This window comes from Bradyrhizobium sp. SZCCHNR3119 (genome assembly GCF_032487775.1).
In the GTDB taxonomy this organism is placed as follows: domain Bacteria; phylum Pseudomonadota; class Alphaproteobacteria; order Rhizobiales; family Xanthobacteraceae; genus Bradyrhizobium.
This window is the reverse complement of the sequence record NZ_JAUEUV010000001.1, coordinates 5509855-5534262: the sequence shown is the minus strand read 5'-3', so window position 1 is coordinate 5534262 and position 24408 is coordinate 5509855. Positions and strand designations below refer to the sequence as shown.

The 24408-nt window shown below is 63.0% G+C and carries 25 protein-coding genes; 12 read left to right on the top strand and 13 right to left on the bottom strand.

What is annotated here, in order from left to right:
• Positions 1-96 precede the first annotated feature (96 nt).
• The gene (locus QX034_RS25480; RefSeq protein ID WP_315705102.1) at positions 97-720 is read left to right on the top strand and encodes a TetR/AcrR family transcriptional regulator; all 624 of its coding nucleotides are present in this window, start codon (positions 97-99) and stop codon (positions 718-720) included.
• A 123-nt stretch (positions 721-843) separates the two neighbouring features.
• On the opposite strand, the gene QX034_RS25475 is transcribed toward QX034_RS25480, so the two are convergent.
• The 3 genes from QX034_RS25475 to QX034_RS25465 all read right to left on the bottom strand — a co-directional run bounded on the left by QX034_RS25475 (position 844) and on the right by QX034_RS25465 (position 6734).
• Positions 844-1926 carry a YncE family protein gene (locus QX034_RS25475; RefSeq protein WP_315728611.1) on the bottom strand — a complete coding sequence of 361 codons (1083 nt, stop codon included), beginning with the start codon at positions 1924-1926 and terminating at the stop codon, positions 844-846.
• 890 nt (positions 1927-2816) lie between these two features.
• Positions 2817-5291: a putative bifunctional diguanylate cyclase/phosphodiesterase gene (locus QX034_RS25470; RefSeq protein WP_315728609.1), complete on the bottom strand. Its 2475-nt coding sequence runs from the start codon at positions 5289-5291 to the stop codon at positions 2817-2819.
• 363 nt (positions 5292-5654) lie between these two features.
• Positions 5655-6734 carry a hypothetical protein gene (locus tag QX034_RS25465; RefSeq protein ID WP_315728607.1) on the bottom strand — a complete coding sequence of 360 codons (1080 nt, stop codon included), beginning with the start codon at positions 6732-6734 and terminating at the stop codon, positions 5655-5657.
• Between the two features lie 329 nt (positions 6735-7063).
• On the opposite strand from QX034_RS25465, the gene QX034_RS25460 reads away from it, so the two are divergent.
• A complete protein-coding gene (locus QX034_RS25460; RefSeq protein ID WP_315705097.1) occupies positions 7064-8080 on the top strand; it encodes a patatin-like phospholipase family protein in 1017 nt (338 codons plus the stop codon).
• On the opposite strand, the gene QX034_RS25455 is transcribed toward QX034_RS25460, so the two are convergent.
• Both QX034_RS25455 and QX034_RS25450 read right to left on the bottom strand, forming a co-directional pair.
• A complete protein-coding gene (locus tag QX034_RS25455) occupies positions 8067-8495 on the bottom strand; it encodes a CBS domain-containing protein (protein ID WP_315705096.1) in 429 nt (142 codons plus the stop codon). The genes QX034_RS25460 and QX034_RS25455 overlap by 14 nt on opposite strands.
• A 226-nt stretch (positions 8496-8721) precedes the next feature.
• Positions 8722-9522 carry a rhomboid family intramembrane serine protease gene (locus tag QX034_RS25450; RefSeq protein WP_315705095.1) on the bottom strand — a complete coding sequence of 267 codons (801 nt, stop codon included), beginning with the start codon at positions 9520-9522 and terminating at the stop codon, positions 8722-8724.
• 493 nt (positions 9523-10015) lie between these two features.
• Here QX034_RS25450 and QX034_RS25445 point away from each other — a divergent pair, with 493 nt between their 5' ends.
• The 6 genes from QX034_RS25445 to QX034_RS25420 all read left to right on the top strand — a co-directional run bounded on the left by QX034_RS25445 (position 10016) and on the right by QX034_RS25420 (position 14929).
• On the top strand, positions 10016-10573 hold the full coding sequence (locus QX034_RS25445; RefSeq protein ID WP_315705094.1) for a PAS domain-containing protein: 558 nt from the start codon (positions 10016-10018) through the stop codon (positions 10571-10573).
• Between the two features lie 221 nt (positions 10574-10794).
• Positions 10795-11409 carry a PilZ domain-containing protein gene (locus QX034_RS25440; protein WP_315705093.1) on the top strand — a complete coding sequence of 205 codons (615 nt, stop codon included), beginning with the start codon at positions 10795-10797 and terminating at the stop codon, positions 11407-11409.
• Positions 11410-11740: 331 nt separating this feature from the next.
• Positions 11741-12367 carry a transglutaminase-like cysteine peptidase gene (locus QX034_RS25435; protein WP_315705092.1) on the top strand — a complete coding sequence of 209 codons (627 nt, stop codon included), beginning with the start codon at positions 11741-11743 and terminating at the stop codon, positions 12365-12367.
• A 324-nt stretch (positions 12368-12691) separates the two neighbouring features.
• Positions 12692-12970: a hypothetical protein gene (locus tag QX034_RS25430; protein WP_315729722.1), complete on the top strand. Its 279-nt coding sequence runs from the start codon at positions 12692-12694 to the stop codon at positions 12968-12970.
• Between the two features lie 246 nt (positions 12971-13216).
• Positions 13217-13735, top strand: a complete 519-nt coding sequence (locus QX034_RS25425) for a hypothetical protein (protein WP_315705090.1) — start codon at positions 13217-13219, stop codon at positions 13733-13735.
• A 381-nt stretch (positions 13736-14116) separates the two neighbouring features.
• A complete protein-coding gene (locus QX034_RS25420; RefSeq protein ID WP_315705464.1) occupies positions 14117-14929 on the top strand; it encodes a dienelactone hydrolase family protein in 813 nt (270 codons plus the stop codon).
• A gap of 75 nt (positions 14930-15004) precedes the next feature.
• Here QX034_RS25420 and QX034_RS25415 read toward each other — a convergent pair whose 3' ends face one another.
• Positions 15005-15139 carry a hypothetical protein gene (locus QX034_RS25415; protein WP_315705488.1) on the bottom strand — a complete coding sequence of 45 codons (135 nt, stop codon included), beginning with the start codon at positions 15137-15139 and terminating at the stop codon, positions 15005-15007.
• A 123-nt stretch (positions 15140-15262) separates the two neighbouring features.
• Entirely contained in the window at positions 15263-15655 is a 393-nt protein-coding gene (locus tag QX034_RS25410) for a hypothetical protein (RefSeq protein ID WP_315705089.1), read from the bottom strand.
• 978 nt (positions 15656-16633) lie between these two features.
• On the opposite strand from QX034_RS25410, the gene QX034_RS25405 reads away from it, so the two are divergent.
• Positions 16634-16804: a hypothetical protein gene (locus QX034_RS25405; RefSeq protein WP_315705487.1), complete on the top strand. Its 171-nt coding sequence runs from the start codon at positions 16634-16636 to the stop codon at positions 16802-16804.
• Between the two features lie 11 nt (positions 16805-16815).
• Here the strand turns inward: QX034_RS25405 and QX034_RS25400 are convergent, their stop codons facing one another.
• Both QX034_RS25400 and QX034_RS25395 read right to left on the bottom strand, forming a co-directional pair.
• Positions 16816-17346: a gamma carbonic anhydrase family protein gene (locus tag QX034_RS25400; protein WP_315705088.1), complete on the bottom strand. Its 531-nt coding sequence runs from the start codon at positions 17344-17346 to the stop codon at positions 16816-16818.
• Between the two features lie 85 nt (positions 17347-17431).
• Positions 17432-17758: a DUF6949 family protein gene (locus QX034_RS25395; RefSeq protein WP_315705463.1), complete on the bottom strand. Its 327-nt coding sequence runs from the start codon at positions 17756-17758 to the stop codon at positions 17432-17434.
• Positions 17759-17967: 209 nt separating this feature from the next.
• Here QX034_RS25395 and QX034_RS25390 point away from each other — a divergent pair, with 209 nt between their 5' ends.
• Entirely contained in the window at positions 17968-18687 is a 720-nt protein-coding gene (locus QX034_RS25390) for a hypothetical protein (RefSeq protein WP_315705087.1), read from the top strand.
• A gap of 55 nt (positions 18688-18742) precedes the next feature.
• Here QX034_RS25390 and QX034_RS25385 read toward each other — a convergent pair whose 3' ends face one another.
• Positions 18743-18955, bottom strand: coding sequence for a DUF3126 family protein (locus QX034_RS25385; protein ID WP_006611186.1), 213 nt, complete (start codon positions 18953-18955; stop codon positions 18743-18745).
• 249 nt (positions 18956-19204) lie between these two features.
• The gene (cysE, locus tag QX034_RS25380; protein WP_315705086.1) at positions 19205-20032 is read right to left on the bottom strand and encodes a serine O-acetyltransferase; all 828 of its coding nucleotides are present in this window, start codon (positions 20030-20032) and stop codon (positions 19205-19207) included.
• Positions 20033-20556: 524 nt separating this feature from the next.
• Here cysE and QX034_RS25375 point away from each other — a divergent pair.
• Positions 20557-21945: a hypothetical protein gene (locus QX034_RS25375; protein ID WP_315705085.1), complete on the top strand. Its 1389-nt coding sequence runs from the start codon at positions 20557-20559 to the stop codon at positions 21943-21945.
• 1 nt (position 21946) lies between these two features.
• Here QX034_RS25375 and QX034_RS25370 read toward each other — a convergent pair whose 3' ends face one another.
• Both QX034_RS25370 and QX034_RS25365 read right to left on the bottom strand, forming a co-directional pair.
• On the bottom strand, positions 21947-22699 hold the full coding sequence (locus QX034_RS25370; RefSeq protein WP_315705084.1) for an alpha/beta hydrolase: 753 nt from the start codon (positions 22697-22699) through the stop codon (positions 21947-21949).
• A 43-nt stretch (positions 22700-22742) separates the two neighbouring features.
• Positions 22743-23882 (bottom strand): hypothetical protein, encoded by a 1140-nt coding sequence (locus QX034_RS25365; RefSeq protein WP_315705083.1) that lies wholly within the window; start codon positions 23880-23882, stop codon positions 22743-22745.
• A 278-nt stretch (positions 23883-24160) separates the two neighbouring features.
• Here QX034_RS25365 and QX034_RS25360 point away from each other — a divergent pair, with 278 nt between their 5' ends.
• On the top strand, positions 24161-24403 hold the full coding sequence (locus QX034_RS25360; RefSeq protein ID WP_315705082.1) for a zinc-finger domain-containing protein: 243 nt from the start codon (positions 24161-24163) through the stop codon (positions 24401-24403).
• The last annotated feature ends 5 nt before the right edge of the window (positions 24404-24408 follow it).

Genomic DNA, 24408 nt, shown 5'->3' with positions numbered 1-24408 from the left:
CCCTATCATGTATGTTTCGGCCGGCAATGGTGTGATTATAGAACGACCGATCTATAATAGACAAGCCGAAGATCAAGTGGCGCGCGAGGATGAATCATGAGTGCTGGACGACCGCGCGAATTCGACATGGATCAGGCTGTCGAGCGCGCAATGGGCCTGTTCTGGCGTCGGGGGTATGAGGGAACATCGATGGCCGACCTGACCGCGGCCCTCGGCATCACGCGTGCCAGCCTCTATGCCGCGTTCGGCAACAAGGAGGGCCTGTTCCAGCGCGTGATGGACCGCTACGAGGCGAAGGCCGGCGGCTACAGAACCGCCGCCGAACAGGCGGCGACATCTCTCGAAGCGGTGCGCCTCTGGCTGACCGGGCCTGTCGCGCTTCACGGCGACAAGCAGAATCCACCCGGCTGCCTCGGCGTTCAGGGCGCGCTTGCCTGCGGGGTCGAGTCGGACACGATCCGCAGCGATCTCGCTTCGCGCCGACAGCGTGGAGAAGCAGCGATAAGACGCCGCCTTCAGCGTGCGGCGAAAGACCATGACCTGCCTGGCGATGACGATCCCGCGGACCTTGCGCGCTATCTCTCCGCGCTGATCTACGGCATGGCCGTGCTGGCGGCCGGCGGGACTAGGCGCGGCGAACTGCAGGGGGTTGCCGACGTCGCTCTTCACCATTGGCCAAAAGCGCCCCGCTCGCGGAAGCAGCGAAACAAGCCGTCCTGATGTTGTCCGTTGTTGTCTCAGGCGCGGGCCGCACACCGTACCGGCTGGATGGTGAGTATGCGACGGATGAAGGCCCGAGATGAAGCGGACCTTCACCGCCTGCTCTGGAGTTGGTAACGCGCGCTACGGTCCCATCCTTGCCGACGCGGGATGTCCCGACACCTGAAAGCGCTTGCCGGTGTCCACGACCTTTCCGCCCTCGACCTTCAGGATCGAAAAATCCTGGGTTAGGTAGTTGCCGACCAGGAGGTATTTGCCGTCGGGCGTGAACACCGCAGCCTCGGGAAGTCCACCGACCTCGATCTCCTGGGTCTTGCTGACCTTCTTGCCGTCGATTTTCAAAACCGTGATGCTTCCGTTCTTTTGGTAGAAGTAGGCGTTCTTTGCGTTGGAACCGCGGAGGATGACCGACACCGCGAGATCGCCTGTCGGACTGATGGCCAGCCCCTCCGGCCCGTCACCGACGACCACGCGATCGATGATGCGCGGCGGATCGGCTTCGAGATCGATGACGCTCGTCGTATCGACGCTGCCATCCGAGGCGCCTGCATTGCCGTTGTCGGAGGTCAGCGCAACCTTTCCACCCGGCACGACCGCGACGTTGTAGGGCCATTGCCCGGCCGGAAGATCTATCTTGCTGTAGGACACCTTGTCGCCGGCGACATCGAGGATCGAGATCTTGTGAGCCGGGAAGCGGGCGGCGAGCGCGCGCTTGCCGTCGGGCGTGAACGTCACATGGGCGACGCTGTCCGGCATGGCGACCGTATCGACAATCTTGACGTCGGAACCATTGACCGAAAGCACGCTGATCGAATTGTCAGCGCGGTTGGCGACCAGCGCCATGCGGCCATCAGGATTGAAGCTCAGGCCGGAGGGCTGTTTGCCGCCGCTCAGCGTGGCGGCCAGCTTCGGTGGGCTGGCCTGCAGATCGATCACGTAGATCTTGTTGTCAGGCACCTGCTTGAGCGCGTCACCGTCCTTCACCACATCGACGGAGTCGGCGACCAGCGCAACCTTCCCGGTTGGATCGATCGCCACGTTCACCGGTGGTCCGACCACGGAATTCTTGAGCGGCAGCGAGGCGACGATCTTCGGGCTTTCAGGGTCCGCGAGATCGACGATCAGCACCTGGTCCTTGCCCGGTGGGAACAGCAGCGGCTTGCCGCTATCGTCCCACAGGGTCTTCTCGTCCAGGCCAACGATCATGAGTGGCTTGGCCTGTCCAACGCTCAGGTGTGTGCACAGCAAAATCGCGGCTGCAGATAGCAGTCCCGCGGCACGGTAAGCCGGCATTCGGGCATCCTCCCCATTTCAACCCGGCCTCTGTAGGGCCGATCTGAACAGACTACGCTTGGAAGCAAAGCTTCGCCAGCGGTTCGATCCCTTTCTGGACAACGGCTCGAGCTGATAGGCGTGTCGCAACCAATGGCACTCAAAGGGAAGAAGCGCGGGTAAAAGAGCCATCGCGCCCAAATGCGAAGTTTGGAAGCGATTTGAACGAGAACGCGGTTGCGATGCTCTCAGGCAATAAAATTTCTATTTCTTTTTTTCAGAAACCGTGCTTATCTATCGTCATCCCGCCTCATCGAACAGGGGCGTACGCGTCGTCACGATACGTGGAGTGCGGGGAGCGGTGGCCGCGGAGTGGTGCGCAAGACGATCGTGCCAGATCGCGGACGGCGAAATCGTGTGGTCCTGGCGTCCCGGTGCTGACGTCAAGTTGGCGATGATGCCTGCGCGTCACGCCGGCGACAGGGGCAAGAGAGCCGGTCCCTGGGGAGAGCGCGTATAAGCCGTAACCCATCGCGCGGGGAAGGCCGGGATGTCTCGGCCGAACCTGTGGTGACTGCCGCCTGCTTTCTTTGATGCAGGCGGGCCATGGGGGCGGCGAGCTCCCGGCCTTCCCTGCTCCCTCTCGGATTTCGAGCGGGACATGCTGATCGCATCACTCGGGCACGATGTGCCGCGAGACTGCAGAGCTGCGCGTTCTTGCGAGTGTGCTGTCGGGTGGTCGGTCGGAGGTCTCTTGGGAGTGACTGACGGTGGCCTCTTCACGCTGTTTGGCGCGCGCAATAGGAGATGACGCGGACCGGCGTTCAAGCCGCCTTCGACGCGCGGGCCCCGAAGCGAACCAACAACTCCTCGACCTCGGACGCCGGCTTGGCGGCGCTGAACAGGAAACCCTGCACCTGGTTGCAGCCTTCTGCCCGCAACCAGTCGAGCTGGTCGATAGTCTCCACGCCCTCGGCTGTGGTGGTGATGTTGAGGCTGCGGCCGAGCCCGGAGATCGCGCGGACGATCGCAACGCAGTCGGCGCGATGCGCGAGATCCTTGACGAAAGACCGGTCGATCTTGATCTTGTCGAACGGGAAGCTGCGGAGATAGCTGAGGCTCGAATAGCCGGTCCCGAAATCATCCATCGAGATGCTGACGCCGAGCTGACGGAGCTGGTGCAGGGTCGCGAGATTGGCCTCGGTCTCCGCCAGGAAGATCGATTCGGTGATCTCCAGTTCGAGCCGGGTCGGTGTAAGTCCGGACTGCGCCAACGCCGACACCACCATCTGGACCAGGTTGCGGCTGCGGAACTGCACCGCGGAGAGATTAACCGCCACCTTGACGCCGTCGGGCCATTTGGCGGCTTCCCTGCAGGCTTCGCGCAGCACCCATTCGCCGAGCGGCACGATCAATCCGATGTCTTCGGCCACCGGGATGAAATCGGCGGGCGAGACCATGCCCTTGTCAGGATGGCGCCAGCGCAACAGCGACTCGAAGCCGCTGATACGGTTCGACGCGACATCGACGAGCGGCTGATAATGCAGCTCGAACTCGCCATGAGCAAAGGCCCGGCGCAGATCGAGCTCGAGGTCGCGGCGCTTTTGCGCCTGGCGATGCATCTCCTTGTCGAAGAAGCGGTGGACACCACCGCCTTCCTGCTTGGCGCGGTACAAGGCCATGTCGGCGTTCTTCATCAGCTGTTCGCTGGTCGAACCGTCGCTGGGCGAAACTGCAATTCCGATCGAGGCGCCGACCACCAGCTCATCGCCCTCGATCTCATAGGGTGCGCTCAGCACGTCGATCAGATGTGCGGCGAATTCGCCGGTTTCGCTCTGCGGTCCCGCATCGCTCAGGATCATCGCAAATTCATCGCCACCAAGTCGCGCCGCCAGATTGCCGCCGCGAACTTCCCCGCTCAGCCGGTTAGCAACCGCCTGCAGCAGACGGTCGCCGACCGGGTGTCCGAACGAATCGTTGACGTTCTTGAACAGGTCGAGGTCGATGCACATGATCGCAACGCATTTGCCATTCGCGGCGCCCTGTTCCAGCGCCTGCTTCAGGCGTTGCTGGTAGAATTCGCGATTGGGCAGATTGGTCAGCCCGTCATGATGCGCCATATAGGCGATGCGAGCTTCGGCCTTGCGGCGCTCGGTGATGTCGACGATGGCAACCAGAAAGCCGTCGCGGCCGTCGAACGGGACCTGCCGCCCGTAGGTCAAGACTTCGATCTCGGTGCCGTCGGCCTTGAGGTGGCGCCAGTCGCGATGAAATTCATCCGTCTCCGCGAGCAGCTCCAGCGCATCGTCCAGGCTTTCCCATTCGCCGGGCGGCCAGAGCTGCCAGATCGTCTTGCGCAGAAACTGCGCGCGGGCGTAGCCGTAGTGACCCACGGCAGCGTCATTGACGTTGAGGATTTCCGCGGTCTTCCGGTCGAAGATGCACATCGGCACCGGATTGGTATCGAACAACAGGCGGAACGAGGCCTCGCGGCGCTTCAGCGCCGTGACGTCGGCAATGGTCAGCGAGACGATGTCGCCGAAGGCATGCGCGCCGAGCCGCAGATTGCGCTCGTCGCTGTCGACTTCGAACTGATCGTGGCCGCCGCGCGAAACCACGTCGAACAGCCGCGCCACGACTTCGTCGGCGCACAGGATGTTGCCGCCCTCCTTCAGACGGCTCCATTGCAGGCGCGACGATGGCAGCTTCAGATGCTTCGCGGCCGACTGGTTGTGGTGGACGATCTGGAAATCGGACGGCGCGCCGGCCGCGTTGCGGATGGTCGCCAGCGACACCACGCCATCCTCGCTGGTCGAGAAGATCGCATCGAGCAGATTGTACTGCGCCGCCCGTTCGTTGACGTAGGTTCCGATCAGGATGCTGCCCCAGCGCGAGCTGGTCGGCATCGCCAACACATCGTAGGTCCGCACCATGCCGTCGCGCACACAATGACAGGCGGCAAGATAGGGACGCCCGCTCGCCAGCGCGCAGCTCGCGGCTTCGCTGAGGGCCGTCGCGCAGTCTGGCGGCACGAGGTCGACCGCGATGTCCCAGCGCTCGTCCTGGAGCCAGAGCTGCACATAACGGCCGGTGCGGGAGATCTGCAGCGCACCGTTTTCGTGCTTCAGGACCGCGATGTGATCCGCCAGGCGGCCGAGACTGCCGAGCATCACGTCTTCGTAACGCGGCAGCGCCTGCCCGGGCTTCAGTGCGGCTTGCCATTTGCGCTGGAGGACGGGGATATCCTCGAACAGATCATGATTGATCTTGGCGGACGGCTTCTTCTTGACGGCACTCATACATTCCCCACGCAATTCCGCACGCGCAAGCGCCTTTCAGCGCAAGGGCCGTTGCCCCGAACGTCCTGCCCCACGAGCACTCCCTCCCAGGAAGCCAGGCCGAAGCGGCCCCAAGCTTTGCGAGCGCCAATGCCTTGCGTTGTTCGCATAGCGAAGTCACGTCACGACCACGCACTGCACAAGGTTGGCGTTACCGGTATCCAATGAGGGGTGACTTAATGCTGTGTAAAAATGCAAACAATTCCTGCGCAAACCAGCAATTATGACAGTTTTAAGTCGATCGATGGTTATTGCAGTTTAACTACCAATCCATACCGAACTGGCATCTTCTGCGTGCTGGTAGTACGCGCGAAAACCCTGCGCTTAGCGCGCAATCACTTCGACTTCGCCGTCGACGCCGTTCACGACGGTGAAGGTGCGCTCGTACACCTTGCCTTCGTTCTTCGCGATGGCGCGATACTCGCCCTCCGACAGCACGACCTTCGGAAAGGCGCCGATCGATTCCTTGATCACGTCGCCGCCGGGGTTGATGACCGACCACGCCGTGTTGGCAAGTGCCTCGCCGCCATTGTCGGACACCAGCTTCAAGGTGATCACGGCGGCGCGGTGTGTCACCGTCACATCGGTGAGCTTGCCGGCTTGCACGCGGATATCGGAACGCACCACCGAATTGGCGTCGCCGTAGTTGGAGACGATGTAATAGGTGCCTTCGGGCAGCAACAGCACGTCGCCCGCCGCCACGCTCGGCACCAATGGCGGCCGGTCCCCGCCTTCGAACTGGCTGCCCTTGTAGATCGCAAACGACAACTGGTTCTGCGGGATCTTGCTGCTGCCGACACGTCCCTCGAGCCGCAACCCGCCGGCCGGCAGCACGAAGGCTTCCCGGTCGGTCTCCGGCTTCAAGCTCACGGTGCGCATTGCGCTCACCAGTCCGAGCGAGACGTGGACGACGTAGTTGCCGGGCGGCAGCGTGATGTTCGGGCTCGCAGTGCGATCTTCCCGCAGCATCTTGAAAGTGCCGGTCTCGTCAGGCCGGTCCGCAAACACCCGCCAAACCAGGCCGCCATTGATGGCGGGCTGGTCCTTGCCGTAGCGCGCCGACAGCGACAGCACGCCCTGGCTGGGCGCGCTGGGCGGCTGTCCCGGCGGCACCGTTGCAGGGGCTGCGACGGGCGGCACCACCGCGACCGAGGGAGGCGTGGCCGGCATGGGCGGCGGCGGTGATCCGGCCCCCGGGCCTGAGGGCGGGGCCAGACTGACGGCAGCGCCCGGATCCGGCACTGCGGCCGGGGGCACCGGCGGCGGGCGGTCGGTAAAGAACTGTGCCGCAGCCGGGCTGCTCGCAACGGCGCCGAGCAGCGCGGCCCCGGCCAAAACCGCGGCGTCGAGCCGCAATAGGCCTCTGCCGCGCCGGTCTGAAGTGGTGCCGCCACGTTTCGTCATCATTGTCCTGCTTTTCACCGAAAACGCGGCGAATTCAAGCCTGTGTCGCCACGGTGGCCGCGGAGCCCACGCCTTTCGGGCTCAGCGCTCACATCTTCGTGCATTCCCCTGCCCTGAGGCTCGGCACGATGCTGTCTGGCAGCGGGAGGGCTTGCGGGAACTCCAAATCGGCGGCATCAGGTGCGCCCCCATGACGGCCGCCCCCGGAACTCGGAATTCAGGCGCCAACCGGCATAAACCATGCTTCGGATAGGGTCTGGCGAGCAGCCGGCGTGGCCGCGTAGTCTGCCGCAAGACGGACGACGAGCGTACGCCCTGGAGATGTTGTCGTGTTGGATCTGCTGATCGGGCGCCGTCAGAGCGGCACTGAAGAAAATGGCAAGGTTGGGCTTGGCGCGATCCGCAAACCGGTGATCGGTCTCGCCTTGGGTGGCGGCGCGGCGCGCGGCTTCGCCCATATCGGCGTGATCCGCACATTGGCGGCCCATGGCATCGTGCCCGACGTCGTCGTCGGCACCTCGATCGGCGCCGTGGTCGGCGGAGCTTTCGCCGCTGGTCACCTCGATACGTTGGAGGAATGGGCGCGCAGCCTGCAGGTCCGAAGCGTGCTCGGTTATCTCGACATCCGCCTCAACGGTTCCGGCCTGATTGGCGGGGAGAAACTTGCCGCGCAGCTCGAGGCCTCGCTCGGCCGTATCACGATCGAAGAACTCCCGATGAAGGTGGCCACCGTCGCGACCGAGGTGCGTACCGGCCACGAGATCTGGCTAACCCATGGCAGCCTGGTCGATGCGATGCGCGCCTCCTATGCGCTGCCCGGCATCTTCGCGCCGGTGCTGATCGGCGATCGCTGGCTGGTCGATGGTGCGCTGGTCAATCCGGTGCCGGTGTCGGCCGCGCGCGCGTTAGGGGCCGAGATCGTAATTGCCGCCAACCTATCCAGCGACGTCTTTACGCATTCAACGACGATCTATTCGCACGGCCAACCGGTCGAGGTGCCGGAAACCGTGATCGAGCCCACCGCACCGAAGCGGCGCTTCGGGAAATTCTTCTCACCCGAACGCACCGTGAAGCGGGAGTTCTTTGGCGGCGGCGGCCGACCCGGCATCTCCTCCGTGATGGTGGATGCCTTCAACATCATGCAGGACCGCATCACCCGCGCGCGGCTGGCCGGCGATCCGCCTGACCTCCTGATCACGCCACGCGTCGGCCAGATCGGCTGGTTCGACTTCCATCGTGCTTCCGACCTGATCGCGGCCGGCACCCGCGCGGCCGATCGCGCGCTGGATTCGCTCCAGGAGGCGATCGGCGTCATGACACCGCCGAACGGCGCTACGCCGTCTTGATGTACTGACGCAACGCTTCCTGCTCGTTCTCGTATTCCTGGACGCGCCATTTCACGACGTCGCCGATCGAGATCAGGCCAACGACGAGGCCGCCCTCGATCACCGGCAGATGCCGGAATTTGCCGAGCGTCATGGTCTCCATGATGGCGGCGACCGTATCGGCCGGCCGACAGCTCACGACACGGCGCGTCATGATGCTGGAAACCGGCTCGCTGAGCACGTCGGCGCCCCGCTCGCCCAGCGCGCGGACGATATCGCGCTCGGACAGGATGCCTTCCATGCGCGCTCCCGTCATCACCAGAACAGCGCCGATCTTGCGCTCAGCCAAACGCTTGGCGGTGTCGGCGACACTGGTTTCCGGCTCGACGGTTTCAACGTGATGGCCTTTGGTATCGAGAATTGCGCGTACTGTCATGGACCGTCTCCTTGAGAAGCCGATCCCGCCCTTCTTGCGAGGCGGCTGCGGCTTGGCGTTGCACGAGTCTTAATCAACAGTCGGGCGCTGCACGCATTTGCAGCCGAGCGAGGGAGGCCGGCGCCTATCCGCATACGACGCTGCCGCCCGCTCGTGTGGGGCCTTTTTTACCCGCTTCGCGAGTTCTTGATGATGAATGAAATCGCCTGCTATCGCAAGCACACGATCACTGCAGCTCGCGCTCAGGAGCTTCCGGAGACGACGCAGGTGCAACATCCCGCGTGTGCGACACGGGATCAAACAGCGCGAACAGGATCAAGCCGGCGAAGAAGCCGCCGATATGCGCCTGCCATGCCACGCTGGCGCCATCCGTCCCGATCGAAAGCGACCACACGCCGAAGACGATGTTCACGGCGAACCAAACGCCGAGGAAACCGAGCACCCGCGGATTACGCAGCGCACGCGACAGCGACAGTGCGGGAACTTTGGCCGCCGCATCCGCGTCGCCGCGACTGAAGGACAGGAAGCTGCCTTGCACAAACGCAAAGCGCATCGCGGCTGCCATGGTGCCCGAAACGGAAGCCGAGGCGCCGATCATCGGCGCGATTTCGTGCTCATGCGTGAGCAGGTGTGCCAGCGCACCCGCCGCGGCCGTCACGGCCATGAACAGGAAGAACCTCAGAGCGCCGAAACGACGCGCCAATGCGCTGCCGAACGGCAGCAGCCAAAGCACGTTGAAGGCAATGTGCGTGAGATTGGCGTGCAGCAACGAATAGGTGACGAAGGTCCAGATCTTGGCCCCGGCGCCACCAGGGAAATCCACGTCCATCAGCGTCGAATCGTAGCGCTTGGGGATGAAGCCGAACACATCGACGGTCCAGTTCTCCCACTCGGGGGGTAGCAGGACGCGCAAATGGATCACCGCGATCAGAAGCACATAACTGGTCAATGCGCCGGGCAGCGTCAGGATCGGCTCTCGCGGAGTATCCGGCGGGAGCTCTTGCAAGAGGTCTGGCGACGATTCCAAGGGGGCGGACGCCTTCAGCGTGTGGATCGGAACGTCCAGATAGGCGGCTTTGGCTGCCTTGCGCAAGCGCACAAGCTGTCCGTTGATCGCATGGCGATAGGCCAAAGAAATAGGGAGGGCTCTGAGAAAGCCCTCCCTGCTTGGCTCTGCCGGTCTTAAGCCCTCGGGGAGCCGTCGGGATCCGATCCCCACCCCTCCCCGTCGCATGACCAGACTATTTGACGCCGCCTCGTGTCTTCGCTTCACCGTGTCGCACCGGACCTTCCACCTTCCGGCGCGGGCCTGATACGCACGATCTTACGTGTTGTTCCGCTGCCGCCAAGCACATCGTTAATTTAACCTTAACGCGCGGAAGCCCCGGGGAAACCAGGCACAATCAGACCATCGGCATAGACGCTGCAAAGCCCCTCCTGCACAACACTCCAACGAGCCGCCTGGCTGAAAGCAGGACAGAGATGTCCCCGCTTGATCGCGGGGCGGGAGGGCCATCGAGATGAAACATCCGTCCAACCGCGATTTCTTCGCCTACTGGAACGCCCAGCGCGGCTTTGGCCGGGCCCCGGACCGTAGCGAGATCGAGCCTTCCGCGGTCCGCGAGCTGCTTGGCGATATTTTCGTGCTGTCCTGCGACGCCGAGGCGGGCTTCCCGTTCCGGATGGCCGGAACGCGACTCTGCGCGCTGCTCGGCGGCGATATGAAGGATAAAAGCTTTCCGGCGCAGTTCGCACCGGAAAGCCGCAGCGAGATCCAGGAGATCGTGACGGTCGTTTCCGAGGAGATGCTGCCCGCGATCGCCGGCGTGACGGCACCTTCGCCCGACCGCTCGCGGATGCATCTCGAACTGCTGTTGCTTCCATTCAACACTCGCGCGCACGAGCCGATCAGCCTCACCGGCCTGCTCGCCCCGTTCGAGCGACCGCAGGGCACGCTGGGCCCGCTTGAGATCGTCTCCTGGCGCTATATCCAACCGCCACCGGAGCGCATCGTGCCGCGCGCCCTGCGCAAGCTGGCGCTCGCGCGTGGCCTCATGGTCTACGAGGGCTTGCGGTAGATCAGCTCGCTGCGTGTTGAGCCCGGCACGCTGGGGCATTCCGATGGTATGCTGGCAAGAACCGCGATGAGCACACCTCATCGACCGGATGATCAGCTTTGACCGACCCGACCCGCGTCTATCCCTCGTTGCACGGCTGCCGGTAGTATCCTGTAACGCCGCATTAACCCTGCAAGACGTAGGGTCATGTGATCCCGCAGAGCCGGCTTGAGTGGCGAAATATGGCGTTGCCGAACAAAAAACTGACTCTTCCGGCCGCCGAGGAGCGTCGCCGCTTCCAGAGGGTGAAGGTTCACCTGCTCGGCCGTTATATGCTGCCGGATCGCCGCGAATTCCCTTGCCAGGTGATCAACATGTCGCCAGGCGGACTTGCCCTGCTGGCCCCCGGCATCGGCAATGTCGGTGATCGCGTCATCGCCTATCTCGACCATATCGGCCGCGTCGAGGGCAAGATCACCCGGATCATCGACAACGGCTTTGCGATGACGATCGGGGCGACCGCGCGCAAGCGCGACAAGCTCGCCGCACAACTGACCTGGCTCGCCAACCGCGACATCCTCAATTTGCCGGAGGACCGCCGCCACGATCGTATCGTGCCGCGGAATCCGATCGCTGTGCTCACGCTCGATGACGGCACCAAGATGACCTGCCGCATCATCGACCTGTCGCTGTCTGGCGCCGCGATCGCTGCCGAGACCAAGCCTCCCTTGAAGTCGCAGGTGATGCTCGGCCGTGTGGCTTCGCGCGTCGTGCGCAATCTCGAAGACGGCTTCGCGATCGAGTTCGTTCATCCGCAGCTCGCAGACACGCTCGAAGAGAGCGTTAGCGCGCGGTAAAGCGAAGCCCCTCTACATTCCGCCAATCTCGGAAGACAACCAGGGCCGGCCCACGCCGACTGCTGGTTGTTGCGCGCATCCACTTCCGTCACGGCGTGGGCAAAGCGGGCGCATCTCGGCGGGAGGAAAAGCAGCAAGATCAATACGATCCGGCTCGATCCGACGCATTTTAATCAAATAGAGTCCTCTCAAATTTTAATCAAATAAGCTTCAAGTAAAGCTCGAATGAGATTTTAGTTTTACTTGGATTCGTCTCAAATCTACTTTGACTACTTAGCTGCCGGGCAAAATCTTTGTGCGACACGTGGTCCCAACGATAACGGGGGCCACAATGGTCAAGCGGACGGGACTGAGGATCGGATTGGCGGTGGGAGCCATCCTGTTAGCAATGGGCGCTGCAGCGCATGCCGGGGACGACCGGGTGCTCTACGCAAGCCTGGGCGACACCACGCGCGCGCCGATCGGGTGGATCGAATTCTGCACTGAGAATGCCGAGGAATGCCGCGGCGGCCCGTCGCAAGCCCGCGACATCGTCCTGTCGCAGACGGCTTGGCGCGACCTGTTGAAGGTCAATCACTGGGTGAACGAGAACGTCAAACCGCTGACCGACATGGATCACTGGGGCGTGGTCGAGAAATGGTCCCTGCCGACCGACGGCTATGGCGACTGCGAAGACTACGTGCTGCTGAAGCGCAAGCTCCTGATCGACGCAGGGTGGCCGCGCGAGGCCCTGCTGATCACGGTGGTGCGCGACCGCAAGGGCGAAGGCCACGCGGTGCTGACCGTCAAGACCGACAAGGGCGAGTTCATTCTCGACAATCAGAATGAGAACGTGGTCGCCTGGACCGAGACTGGCTACCGCTTCGTCAAGCGGCAATCGCAGAGCGATCCCAACGTGTGGGTCTCGCTGGGTGATGGCCGGCCGGCAGTGGCCACCGCCAGCGCCAAGGAGCGCTGATAGTAAGTCCTGCGATCTATCGCCACGAGATACGAGTTACGCGACCCGGTCACATCCCCACCCCTCCCCGTCCCAGACCGGTTCGCGCGCGGCCAGCTCTCCCCCAAGGGCTGGCCGCAACTTTTTTCGGCCTTGCTTTGAACGTATGGCGTGGATTGGCGGCTGATCCGCAAGCTCAGCCTTGAAATTTCACATCTCGGACGTCTTAGGTTGGGCATGAAGATATTGCGAAGCGCAATGCTATTCGCTGCGGCGGCGACCCTGTCGAACTGCTGCCTCTCCTCCACGAGTTGCAACGCGCCGCTGGCGGCCGCGGGAGCCCCCGTGCAGGCGACCGCTGCTCCGGTCGCGGCTGCCGCGCCGGACTGGGACGGCTTCAGCGCGCCCCAAGCGGCCGCAATGGAGACTGACCCCATTGCGGTGCAGCCGCAGCGCAAGCAGGCTAAGCGCAGGGCTGACGGCGTCGATATCATGTCAGCGCGATCCAGCACCGGCTACCGCAAGGATCCCGACTTTGAAGAGCAGCAAGTGCTCGATCAGGCTGACGAAGACCGGTTGAAGCAGAAACTGATCATCTGCCGGAATTGCTCCTCCGCCCAGTAGCCCCTCCCGTCCCTGGCGCATTGCAACTCATGCGGACGGCGAGGGACTGACGGTTTTTTCATACCGTACAACCGTCCTGCAGCCGCGAATTGGGGCTTGCAGGCATCTCCTTTGTCAGATTTGCTAATAGAAGCTTACCAGTGCAGGGGCGACAGCGGCCCCCGCGGATGTCGAAGTTGCTTTTCGTAGTTTCACCCCGCTTCGATCCGGGGGCATCTGAGGCGCTTTTCGATAGGTTGGTTTCCGATGCATCCTTTGACGCGCGATACCAGACCACAGCTTCCCAAATCAAATGCCCTTCCGCTGATGGGCGCTCAGCCGGTCGCACTCGCCGCCGCAACGTTGCTGATGCTGGTGGCCGGCATGGGCGCGATCGCGCTGTGGCGTGCCTATGGCGGAGCGTCGCCTGAGCTCGATCGCACTGCCATCGCGCGACAGGTACAGGCACACACAGCGCAAGTATCCGAGCAACTGGTGGAAAAGACCAAGGGCCTCGAAGCGACACAGCAGGAATCCATCGATCAGCTGCAGATGGTGCAGGATCAATTGCAGACCTTGCGCCACCTTCTGGCTGCGCAGCAAGCCGACACCAAGCGGCTCTCGGACCAGGTCGCCTCACTGACTGACGCCGTCAGCGGTCTGCGACAGTCCTTTGCGAGCGTGCAGAGTGCCGAGCCTTCAGAACCTGCGGCCCGCAACAGAGCGGTTCGCACCCGCGCTCATGCCAGCCGGAGCGTGCATCGTCACCGGCGAAGCCGGACCTGAAAGTCAGGAGAAGAAGCGCCACCGAATTTTCCCGGAACTTTGTGAACTGTTTCACAGATGACCGCAGGCTTTCGGTCCATCCTGAACTCACCGGATGGCGTTAGCCAATTTCAGGATGGCGCAGGGCCAATTTTAATGTCCGGGGCTGGCAAGGTCGTTGGCGGCATACTGCGCCAGCGGCCTTGTTTTTTGCCAGTTCCCTATTTGCCCTGCCAACCGCGGCAGCGGGGTGGCGTCTCTCGCCCTGGTGACTTGCCTTTCGGGAAATTTTCTTTGCTGAATGCGGCTCCCATCTGGAGAGGAGCCCCCATGACTGCCGAGCTTGCACCATCCGATGTCATCGGACTGACAACATCCGCTCCGTTCTCCCGACGCGGATTCATGAGCGCCTCTGCCGCGGTGGCCGCTGGCTACACGCTGGCCGCCGGCCCCGTCCGCGCCGAGGTCATCACCACCGACACTAACGGACTCAATGCCGGCGACGCCAAAATCAAGGTTGCCGACGGCGAGATGCCGGCCTACTTCGCGCGGCCGACCAACGCCAGCAATCCTCCGGTGATCCTGGTCGCGATGGAGATCTTCGGCCTTCACCAATACATCAAGGACGTGACGCGGCGGCTTGCCAAGCTTGGCGCGTTCGCAGTCGCGCCCGATTATTACTTCCGCAAAGGCGTCGATCTCACCAAGATCACCGACATGCAGCAATTGCTGCCGATCGTGAACGCAAAGCCGGACGCTGAACTCCTCTCCGATCTCGACAGCGCCGTGGCCTGGGCCAAATCGCAAGGTGGCGATACTTCGCGCCTCGGCATTGTCGGCTTCTGCCGCGGCGGACGCACGGTCTGGGAATATGCCGCCCACAGCAGCGCACTGAAGGCCGGGGTCGCCTTTTATGGACCGCTGGTTGATCCACCAAATCCTGCCTGGCCCAAGAGCCCGACCCAGCTTGCGGGGGACATGAAAGCGCCTGTGCTCGGCCTCTATGGCGAAGCGGATACCGGCATCACGGTAGCGCAGGTGGAAGCGATGAAGACGGCGCTGGCCGAACACCACAAGACTGCGGAGTTCAAGATCTATCCCGGGGCTCCGCACGGCTTCCACGCCGACTATCGTCCAAGCTATCGCAAGGAAGCAGCGGAGGATGCCTGGAATCAGATGCAGAGCTGGTTCAAGAAATACAACGTGCTCGGCTAAACGTTCTCGGGAAGCGAAAGGCACCGATAGCGAAGGCACGGCGCGCGGCGGACGAACTGCGCGCCGTCTGCCGATCTAGCGCAGACGGGAACTGCTCCGGCGCGCTTTCGTCGACTGCTCGACCTCCCACATCATCCAGACCAGGGCGGCGCCGAGGCTGACGACGATGCCGAGAAATAGCAGCGTAAGTTCCGGGGATGTCATCGACAATCATCATTCCCGTTTGTCTGCAAGCTGCATACCAGCACCCGGCGAGCTTCACGCCGGGATACCGGCATCAGGCCAACGCAAATCAGAGATGACCGGCGTCAGCCCGTGACGACGCGCTCCTGATCACTCGCAAACTTCGACACGCCGATAGCGCCAGCCATGACGCGTATGCACCCGCTGGCGCACCACGTAGCAACCGCCATCACCCTCATAGTCATAATAGTAGGGGTAGTAACCGCCGTAATAGCCGTAATAGTAGGGATAGCCGAAGCCAAAGGCGAAGCCCGGACCGAAGCCATGGTGGAAGCCGCCGTGGTGAAAGCCACCGGGATGGAAGCCTCCGACCCCACCCTGGAAACCGCCGCCGCGCGGACCTGCGAAACCTCCAACATGGCCGCCGAAGCCACCACCGTGGCCTCCAAAGCCACCACCATGGCCGCCTGCGGCCAAAGCGACCTCAGGCGAGGCCATTGCAAGTGATGCTGCTGCCAGCAGCCCAACCATCGTCTTGCGCATCAACACACCCTCTCCAAACACACGCGTTGCGATGATCCCGTCACCGCAATGGACCCTTACTTAGAATGTATTTGGAACGGGCGTCGGGCATTCCTACTCACATCTGCGCGACGGACCGGCAACATTCAGCAACCGCGGCAGATGCTTTTCACCTTACGATCGATCGCCTGATCCTCTGCCTTGATTGTGTCATCAGTCGCCTGTCCCGTGGCACCCTGCCCCGCGCCTGGTCCGGCGCCAGTGGTGACACCAGCTTGCGAATTGCCGGACGCTCCCGATGACGATCGTCCAGACGACTGAGCCGTGCCTGAGCTGTTGGTGCCGGGCTTCGGAGGCGATGCAGATTTAGATGAGTTACCGGCCCCGCTGGGGTCATGACCTGAATTATTGAGGCTGGCTGCGTTGGCAGGCCCGGGTGGAATGCCGCTCGACGCAGCCGATCCCGTACCTGCCGAGCCGGCGCTCGGGCTGCCGACAGCACTCGGACTGCCGACCGACGGTCCGCTGGCGGAAGCACCTGTGCTCGTGCCACTGGCGCCGCCACCACCAGCTCCGCCTGAACCACCACCTCCGCCGCCCCCACCGCCTTGTGCGAAGGCCGTTGTCGATCCGGCAAGAATGGCAATCGCAACGAATGTCCCCAACGAAGATATCGTCATCTGGCGAACTCCCTTTGCCGTGCAACGGTCGGGAGAGCGCCCCGTTCCGGGAACAGATCAGTATCGAGGGCGATTGATACTGCAAGGAAGCAACGGTCCGTGCACAACCTGAGCGCTCTCGACGAGGATATTTGGATGAGCACAAGCAAGGGCCTCTCGATCAACACCGAGCTTGCAGGACTTGCCGAGGCGATGTCTTCGATTGAGCGAGAAGTACGGCTTGCCGCGACCTCACACGCTTTGCATAGAGGTCAGAGGTGCGGCGCGCTTTGGTAGTGACGATCAGAACCGAGAGAAACAGGGACCAGGACAATAGGACATGGTGACCACCGACCCGGATCCGTTCGAGCAGGGCCAGCGCGCCGCGCGCGAGAGCATTCCAGCCGAGGCCAATCCCTACCAGGAAGGCAGCGAACAATATGCCCTCTGGGCCGCGGGTCACGAGCGTGTCGCTACGGCGGTCGAAAGGAACGAGAGCGAAGGGACCTGACGACGATTTCGTCAGCCGATCTTCTTCAAGCCTTTGCCATAGCGCTGGCCATTGGCGACATAGAAGCGCGCAGCGCTTCCCATCTTCTGGACCTGCGCCGGTTCGAGGGTGCGGATCACGCGCGCCGGGGCGCCGATGATCAGCGAATACTCGGGAAATTCCTTGCCTTCGGTGATGACCGCTCCGGCGCCGACCACGCTGCCCCGCCCGATCCGCGCCCCGTTCATCACGATCGATCCCATTCCGATCAGCGCGTCATCCTCGATCGTGCAGCCATGCAGGATCACATTATGGCCGACCGTGCAATTCGTCCCGATCCGCAGCGGAAATCCCAGATCGGTGTGACAGGTGGAATTGTCCTGGATGTTGGCCCCCTCGCCGACCTCGATCCATTCATTGTCGCCGCGCAGCACCGCGCCGAACCAGACCGTCGCCGCATTCAACAGGCGCACGCGACCGATCACCGTCGCGCTTTCGGCGATGTAGTAATTTCCGTTTGCCGGAAGCTCGGGCGCCTGCCCGTCGAGCTCGTAGATAGCCATCAAGCGTCTCCTTCAAGGAGACGACCTTGGCACAGCCCACGCAAAGTTTTCAAGCAAGCGCGACGCCTCATGAGGGAAGGCGGAACTAGATCAATCCGGCCGCGCGCAATGTCATCACAAAGAAGGTGCCTGACATCATGCTCCAGAAGCCGGCGATGACGGTCGCCATCATCACGAACTCGAAGCGTCGCCGCTCGATGCGGGCTCCACGCAGCGTGTTTCGCATGATGATGAACGGCGCCGCGAACACCAGGAACGGTACGGCCGCGAAGCGCTGAGGCGTCACGCCCTGCTGTAGAAGTTCGAAGCCGGCGGGGCGTTCTGCCCAGGCCTGGTAGGCGCTCGTCAGCGCGCCGGCGAGCGCAAAGCCGATCAAGAGCGAGAACAGGGAATTGAATGCCTCGACCGACATTGCAAACGCACCCACGTACATTTCAGGACTGCCGACCGTCGGTTTCGCAAAAATCGGGGACCGGCGCCAGATTATCCTTAAAGAAAGGTTAATACCGGCTGCGCTTGGCGCGGCGGTTCACCTTGCAACATTTGCGGGTGAAGTTCTCCGGAATGCCACGCCTCCGTGGCATAGTCCGCGCTGATTCGATCCGGAGCCTTCTTTCGCTGATGACGATGTTTTCGGCAAACCAACGCCGCAGCCGCACGATGGGCGCCCCGTTGAGCCGTTACGCCCACGCCCTGCCGATCGCGGCGGGGGGACTGCTCGCGACCGCGGCACTCGCCCTGGTCGCCTATCTGCTGTGGCCGACCTGGGGCGCGGCCCCGTTGAAAGGCCCCGATCAGCTGCCCGTCAGCGTCGGCGGCACACTGTTCAACGTCCCGACCGCGGCGGTCCGCATGAAGATCCAGCGCCATAGCGGACCACAGGAACGGGTCGATCTCGGCTTCGCCTATCCCTCGCTGTCCGCACCCGAGACGCCACGGCATGTCAGCGTCGAGCAGCTGGACGAGGGACCGCAACCGATCGACCGCATTTTCGTGTCAATCGCGGCCCATCACGACGCCCTCTCGCCGGAGACACGGTTGCGCACCATCTATCCGCGTTATCTGGATCCGGCCATCGTGTCGGTGCAGGATGGCTTGACGATGCGCAGCTTTCGCGCCGGCACGCCCTACGACAGCGAAGATCTGTTTCAGGCGGAGCAGCCGCCGCTCGCGGCTCGCTGTACGCGCGACGCGGCGACACCGGGGATGTGCTTGAGCGAGCGGCGCGTCGACGCTGCCGATCTCACCTTCCGCTTTCCGCGAAGCTGGTTGTCGCATTGGCAGGACGTCGCCGATGCAATCGAACGGCTGACGTCGCAGCTCCACCATGCCAAGGGATAAGTCGTACGGATAAGTCGCTCAGCTCGCACTGAGCCCCCAGCCGCGCCGCAAAGATCTATTCGACCAGATCGTCCTCGAGGATCGCCATCTGAAACTGGAACGAGCGATCATCGTCCTCGTCATCGACGAACAGCACACCGATGAATTCCTCACCGATATAGACCTCGGCCGAGTCTTCCTTCTTGGGCCGCGGCACCACGCGGATCTTGGGATTGCCGAACACGCGTTTGAGATACGCGTCCAACTTCCTGACTTCTTGAACGTCCACGGCTGTCTCCAATCGGCATCGAGGTTGCGGGATTTACGACGATATGGCGCGAACCGCCAGTGTCCCGATTCAACATTCCGATCCGCGCATCGGAACGCCGGACCGGAAGGACGCTGTGGATCACAGATTCACGCCGCCGAAACAAACGCGGCGACGATCAAATCCACAGCCCATCAACGTGGTCGCACGAAATCACGGCGTTGAAAAGCTCTTGACTCCATCTCGCCTTTGCCGGGGATCACAGACCATTCACAGACCCATGGCGTTGATCATCTGATCCATCGTCCGTGACGGTTCGGCGCAACCTGCTTCGCCGACGATCTTGGCCGGCACGCCGGCGACCGTGACGTTGTTCGGAACCGGCTTCACCACGACAGAGCCGGCCGCAATGCGCGCGCAGTGACCGACCTCGATATTGCCGAGAACTTTCGCGCCGGCGCCGATCAGTACCCCGTGCCTGATCTTGGGATGACGGTCCTCATTCTCCTTGCCGGTGCCGCCGAGCGTGACGCCGTGCAGGATCGAGACATTATCCTCGATAAGAGCGGTCTCGCCGCAGACAAATCCCGTAGCATGATCGAGGAAGATGCCGCGCCCGATCCGCGCGGCGGGGTTGATGTCGGTCTGAAACACGGCTGACGAACGGCTTTGCAGGTAGAAGGCGAAATCCTTGCGGTTCTTCCGATACAACCAGTGCGCCAGCCGATGCGTCTGAATGGCGTGAAAGCCTTTGAAATAGAGCAACGGATCGATGAAGCGTGATGTTGCAGGATCGCGGTCGTAGACAGCGACGAGATCGGCGCGGAACGCGTGGCCGAGATCCGGTTCGTCGCGCAAGGCATCGTCATAGGTCTGCCGGATCAGGTCGCCCGAGAGTGCGGAGTGGTCGAGCCGATCGGTGATGCGATGTACGACCGAATCTTCCAAACGGTCGTGATGCAGCACGGTCGAATAGATGAAGGTCGCAAGTTCGGGTTCGCGACGGACGATATCTTCCGCCTCTTGCCGAATCCGATCCCAGATCGGATCGAGTGCTGCCACTTTGCCGGCGTGCGGATGGGTCTGATGCATGGCCATGGGCTGCCCTCAACTTCAACAAATATCATTATAGCACGGAGCCCGCCTTGTGTCCTTCAGGCGCGCCGTCTTCGAGCCAACCTGCGTGGCATTCAAAGACCGGCGATCACGGCACTGGCAGCACCAAATTTGACACACTTCCCTGACCGGCGCGCGAACACCGCTCCGGCCAAAGAAGCGCGCAGGTCAAAGGTGGTCTTTGGGAACCGGAAATCAAGCGCTGCCCCTCCAGCGCATCAATGCTGCACTGCAAACTCCGAAAAGATGGCAGGGCGCCTCCGGTATCCACCCGACCTTTACCATCCATTACTCTGCGACTATTGATGAGCCCGCCAGTGTTCCGGCTCCGACATTCGTGTCTTCTCGGAGCATCGTCTCATACGAACGTCTGAGCCGAAGCAACGCTGGCAGCATCGATTCTGCAGTGGTCTTGGATTTGACGTTCGCTGAGCGGATCCGAGGCGGCACCGAAGCGAATGTCGATCCCACCGCACTTGGGCCCAATTCCGAGCCGCGGTGGCCAGATGGGGGATGCTGGCATCAGCAACACACAGACCCTGGATGCGCGGACGGCCGAAACCGCTTCGGTTTGGCTCCCCCTCGTCATCATTCCACTTTTCCTGGTCGCACCGGCCTTGTGGAACGGCTACCCGCTTCTGCAATGGGATACGGGCGGCTATCTGGCGCGTTGGTACGAGGGCTATCTGGTTCCCAGCCGCTCGACGGTGTTCGGCCTGTATCTGCATTACGGCGAAGCTTCGGGTTTCTGGCTCAATCTCACCTTTCAGGCATTGGCGACGCTCTGGATCCTGCAGCTCACATTGCGCGTCCTGGGATTGAGCCAGCCGTTACGGCTGCTCTGGATCGGACTGCTCTTGATCCTCACCACCGCCCTGCCCTGGCTCGCCAGCATGCTGCTGACCGACATTTTCGCGGGCCTGGCCGTGCTCGCCCTGTTCATCCTGGTCACCCAGGCAGACCGGACGTCCGGATTGGAAAAGACCGCGCTGTTCGTATTCACGGCGTTTGCGTCCGCCACCCATAGCGCCACGCTTGGCGTCCTGTTCGGGCTCTGCTGCGTCGGCTGGGTCGCCAAGCCCTTCCTTCGCGACCGGATTTCGTTCTCAGGCTTGGTGCAGGCAAGCGCCACGATCCTGGTCGGCGCGGCGATGCTGCTCGCCGCCAACGCTGCACTCTCGAGACAGTTCGCCTGGACGCCGGGCGGGGTCGGCGTCGCCTTCGGCCGGATGCTCCAGGACGGCATCGTCACGCAATACCTGCGCGACCACTGCCCGCAGCAGAAGCTCAAGCTGTGCCCTTATCGCAATGAGCTGCCGCCCACTGCCGATGACTTCCTGTGGGGCCACAGCATGTTCGACAAGCTCGGTCGCTTCGACGGGCTGAACGACGAGATGGGTTTCATCGTCGAGCGCTCGCTCGCCGAATATCCGCTCTGGCAGGTCAAGGCGGCCGCAGTGGCCACCGCGGAGCAGCTGGTGCATGTCGCGACGGGTGAAGGCACCAACGGCTGGCTGCCGCATACCTATGGCATCATCGACCGCTATGTCCCCGCGCAGTCTCAGGCGATGCATGCCGCGCATCAGCAGCATTGGGAGATCAATTTCGCGCCGGTGAACTGGCTGCATGTGCCGGTCGCGCTCGGCTCGATGCTGGCCGTGGTCGCAATCGTTGGCCACGCGATCTGGCGGCGGCGACGGGATGACGTCGCCCTGCTCGCAGCAACGGTGACGCTGGCTTTGCTCGGCAATGCGGTGATCTGCGGGGTGATCTCCGGACCGCACGATCGTTACGGTGCGCGAATAGTCTGGATCGCAACCTTCACCGGGCTGATCGCGGCCGCTCGCTATCTCTCCGGTGCGGACAAGCCGGCTCCGTCGCTGCGATCGGCGTGAGCTATTTTCGGCGTGACAGGAAGTCGATCACACCGGCCTTGTAAACCTTGTCGCCGACGGCGCGCATATGGTCGCGGTTGGGAATCTCGAGCACGTCTGCGCCGGGAATGAGCGCCCCCAGCGCCGGAGCGGACCCTGCCACTTCGTCTGCTGTACCCACGGCAATGAGTACGGGCACGTCGATGCGTCCCGCGTCCTCGCGCGACATTAGCCCGCGTGAGCCGCGCATGCAGGCGGCGAGTGCCAGCCGATCGGATCGCGTCTGATCGGCAAAAGCGCGAAACGTTCGCCCGACAGGATCTGTGACGTCGTCCAGTGATGGCGCTTCCAACGCGGCTGCGACATTCTCGCCGGGGCCGCCGCCTTCGATCATCGCCATGCCGATGCCGCCGAAGATCGCCGAGCGCACGCGGGGGGGCGCGGTCAGCGCGATGTGACCGGCGATGCGTCCGCCGAGCGAATAACCCATGATGTCGGCGCTTGCGATGCCGAGATGATCGAGCAGCGCGGTGACGTCGCTTGCCATCTCCGCAATGGAATATTGCGCGGGTTCATAAAGCTTCGTCGAGTCGCCATGGCCGCGATTGTCGAGCGCGATCACGCGCCGCCCGTCCTTGCGCAGGTCGCTGACCCAGGTCGGATAGACCCAGTTGACGTTCTTGCTCGAGGCGAAGCCGTGCACCAGGACGATCGGATCGCCCTCCCCCTCGTCCAGAAAAGCAATTTCGACTGTGCCGTTGTGAAAGCTCGGCATCGGCGATTGACCCCGAAGTTGGCGTGGAGAATGGGAGGCAAACTTAGCCGCAGCTCGCCGCCGGAGAAAGCACCGCAGCAGCGGAACCGGCCTGCGCCTGGCGAAGGCGGCGTCGCTTGCGCCGGTCGAGCCAGGATTGCGTCGCCCGCTCGGTCGTGGCCTTGATCGAGGAGAGGAACCCAAACACCATCATAAGCGCACTCAACAGCCAGAGCGCGAGGTTGAAGGTTCCCGTCAGCAGGAGCAGCGCGCCGCGACCGAGCAGTTTCAGGATCGCCCGGGTCTGGCCGCCCTTGGCTTCGGCGAGGCGCGCCGCACGCGCCACGTCTTTCGGGCCCTCGGCGAGCTTCAGCGAATCGAGCGCGCCACGGGTTCCGGACTTCTCGGTGATACGGCCGACATCCTTGGCGAGCCGCACCAGTCCACCTGCCTTTTCGGCCCGGAATGCCGCTTTGATCGCGGTCGCCGTCTCGCCGGGACGCAACACCGAGCTGGAGGCAACCGCCTGCTCGAGCGCCGGCGTATCCACCACCTCACGCGCCGAGCGGCCGGCCCACGCGGCGAGCCCCTCGCCCAGCCGGCCCGCTTTGCGGGCATCCTTCACCAGCGTCAGCCCTGCGCGCACCGGCGTTGCCGTGCCGGCCGAAACATAGGTCGCCGCGGTCACGGCCAGTCCTGCCGTGGCGAGACCCAGCACCAGCCGGTCGGTCGCCTCGCCCATCACCAGATGCTTGCCTTCGCGCACCGCATCTCGGATGTCACCGAACACAAAAAGATCGCCGGCCACGGTTCCCGAGAGGCTCGCGACATCGTCCGCCTGGCCGGTCACAAGCCCGCTGGCAAAGCGCTTGGCAAAATGTGGCGTCGAGTTTTCCGCTGCGAGCGCATCTGCCACTCGCCGGGCCTGCTCGTCGCTGACGTTCACCTGCTTGTCCTGTGCGAGCGCCAGGAAACTGCTCGCAAGATCCGCATCGCCGGCATCGAGCGCGGCGTCGATGTTCTGCGCGATCAGAGCCTCATTGTTCCGCAACAGAGAACTCAGCTGGATATCAGACAGAAGTGCAGGATCGTCCTGCGCGGCGAGCATCGCGCCGGCCTGCCGGGCGTGCGGCCACAACGCGCCGCCGATGGCCACGCTGAATGCAACTCCGGCCAGAGCCAGATTGAGTCGTCCTGCTTTCACGCCGATTCACGCCTTCTCACGGCAATTTGGCAAGACATAGTGCTCCGGTATCAAGACACAACGGCCCCGACGAAAGAAGGGCTTCTCGATCGGACCGCGATTGTGTCGAATCCACATGTAAAAATTAACGGCGAGTGTCGCGCGAAACGCGGGTTCCCCACCCTAGGAATTGCCTGCGCCCGCCAGTATGGTGCGCGCCGTTTCGACGGCGGCCACCGGAGTCCCGCGTGCTGCCCTGATTCTTGCGTCTGCTCCCGTTGCCACCCAAGGTGAACTCGATGGCCGATAACATCGTCCCGCACTTCCACAATGATGCCGGTGTTCCCGTCATTGAGATCGGCTCGCATGAGTTCATGTGCGTGGGCGCCAATCCGCCCTTCGATCATCCGCACGTCTTCCTCGACCTCGGCAACGACAAGGAGATCATCTGCCCTTACTGCTCGACGCTGTATCGCTATGCAGCCGACCTCGCGCCGGGCGAAGCGCGACCGCCGGAATGCGTGCTGAAGGACGTCGCCTGATCGAG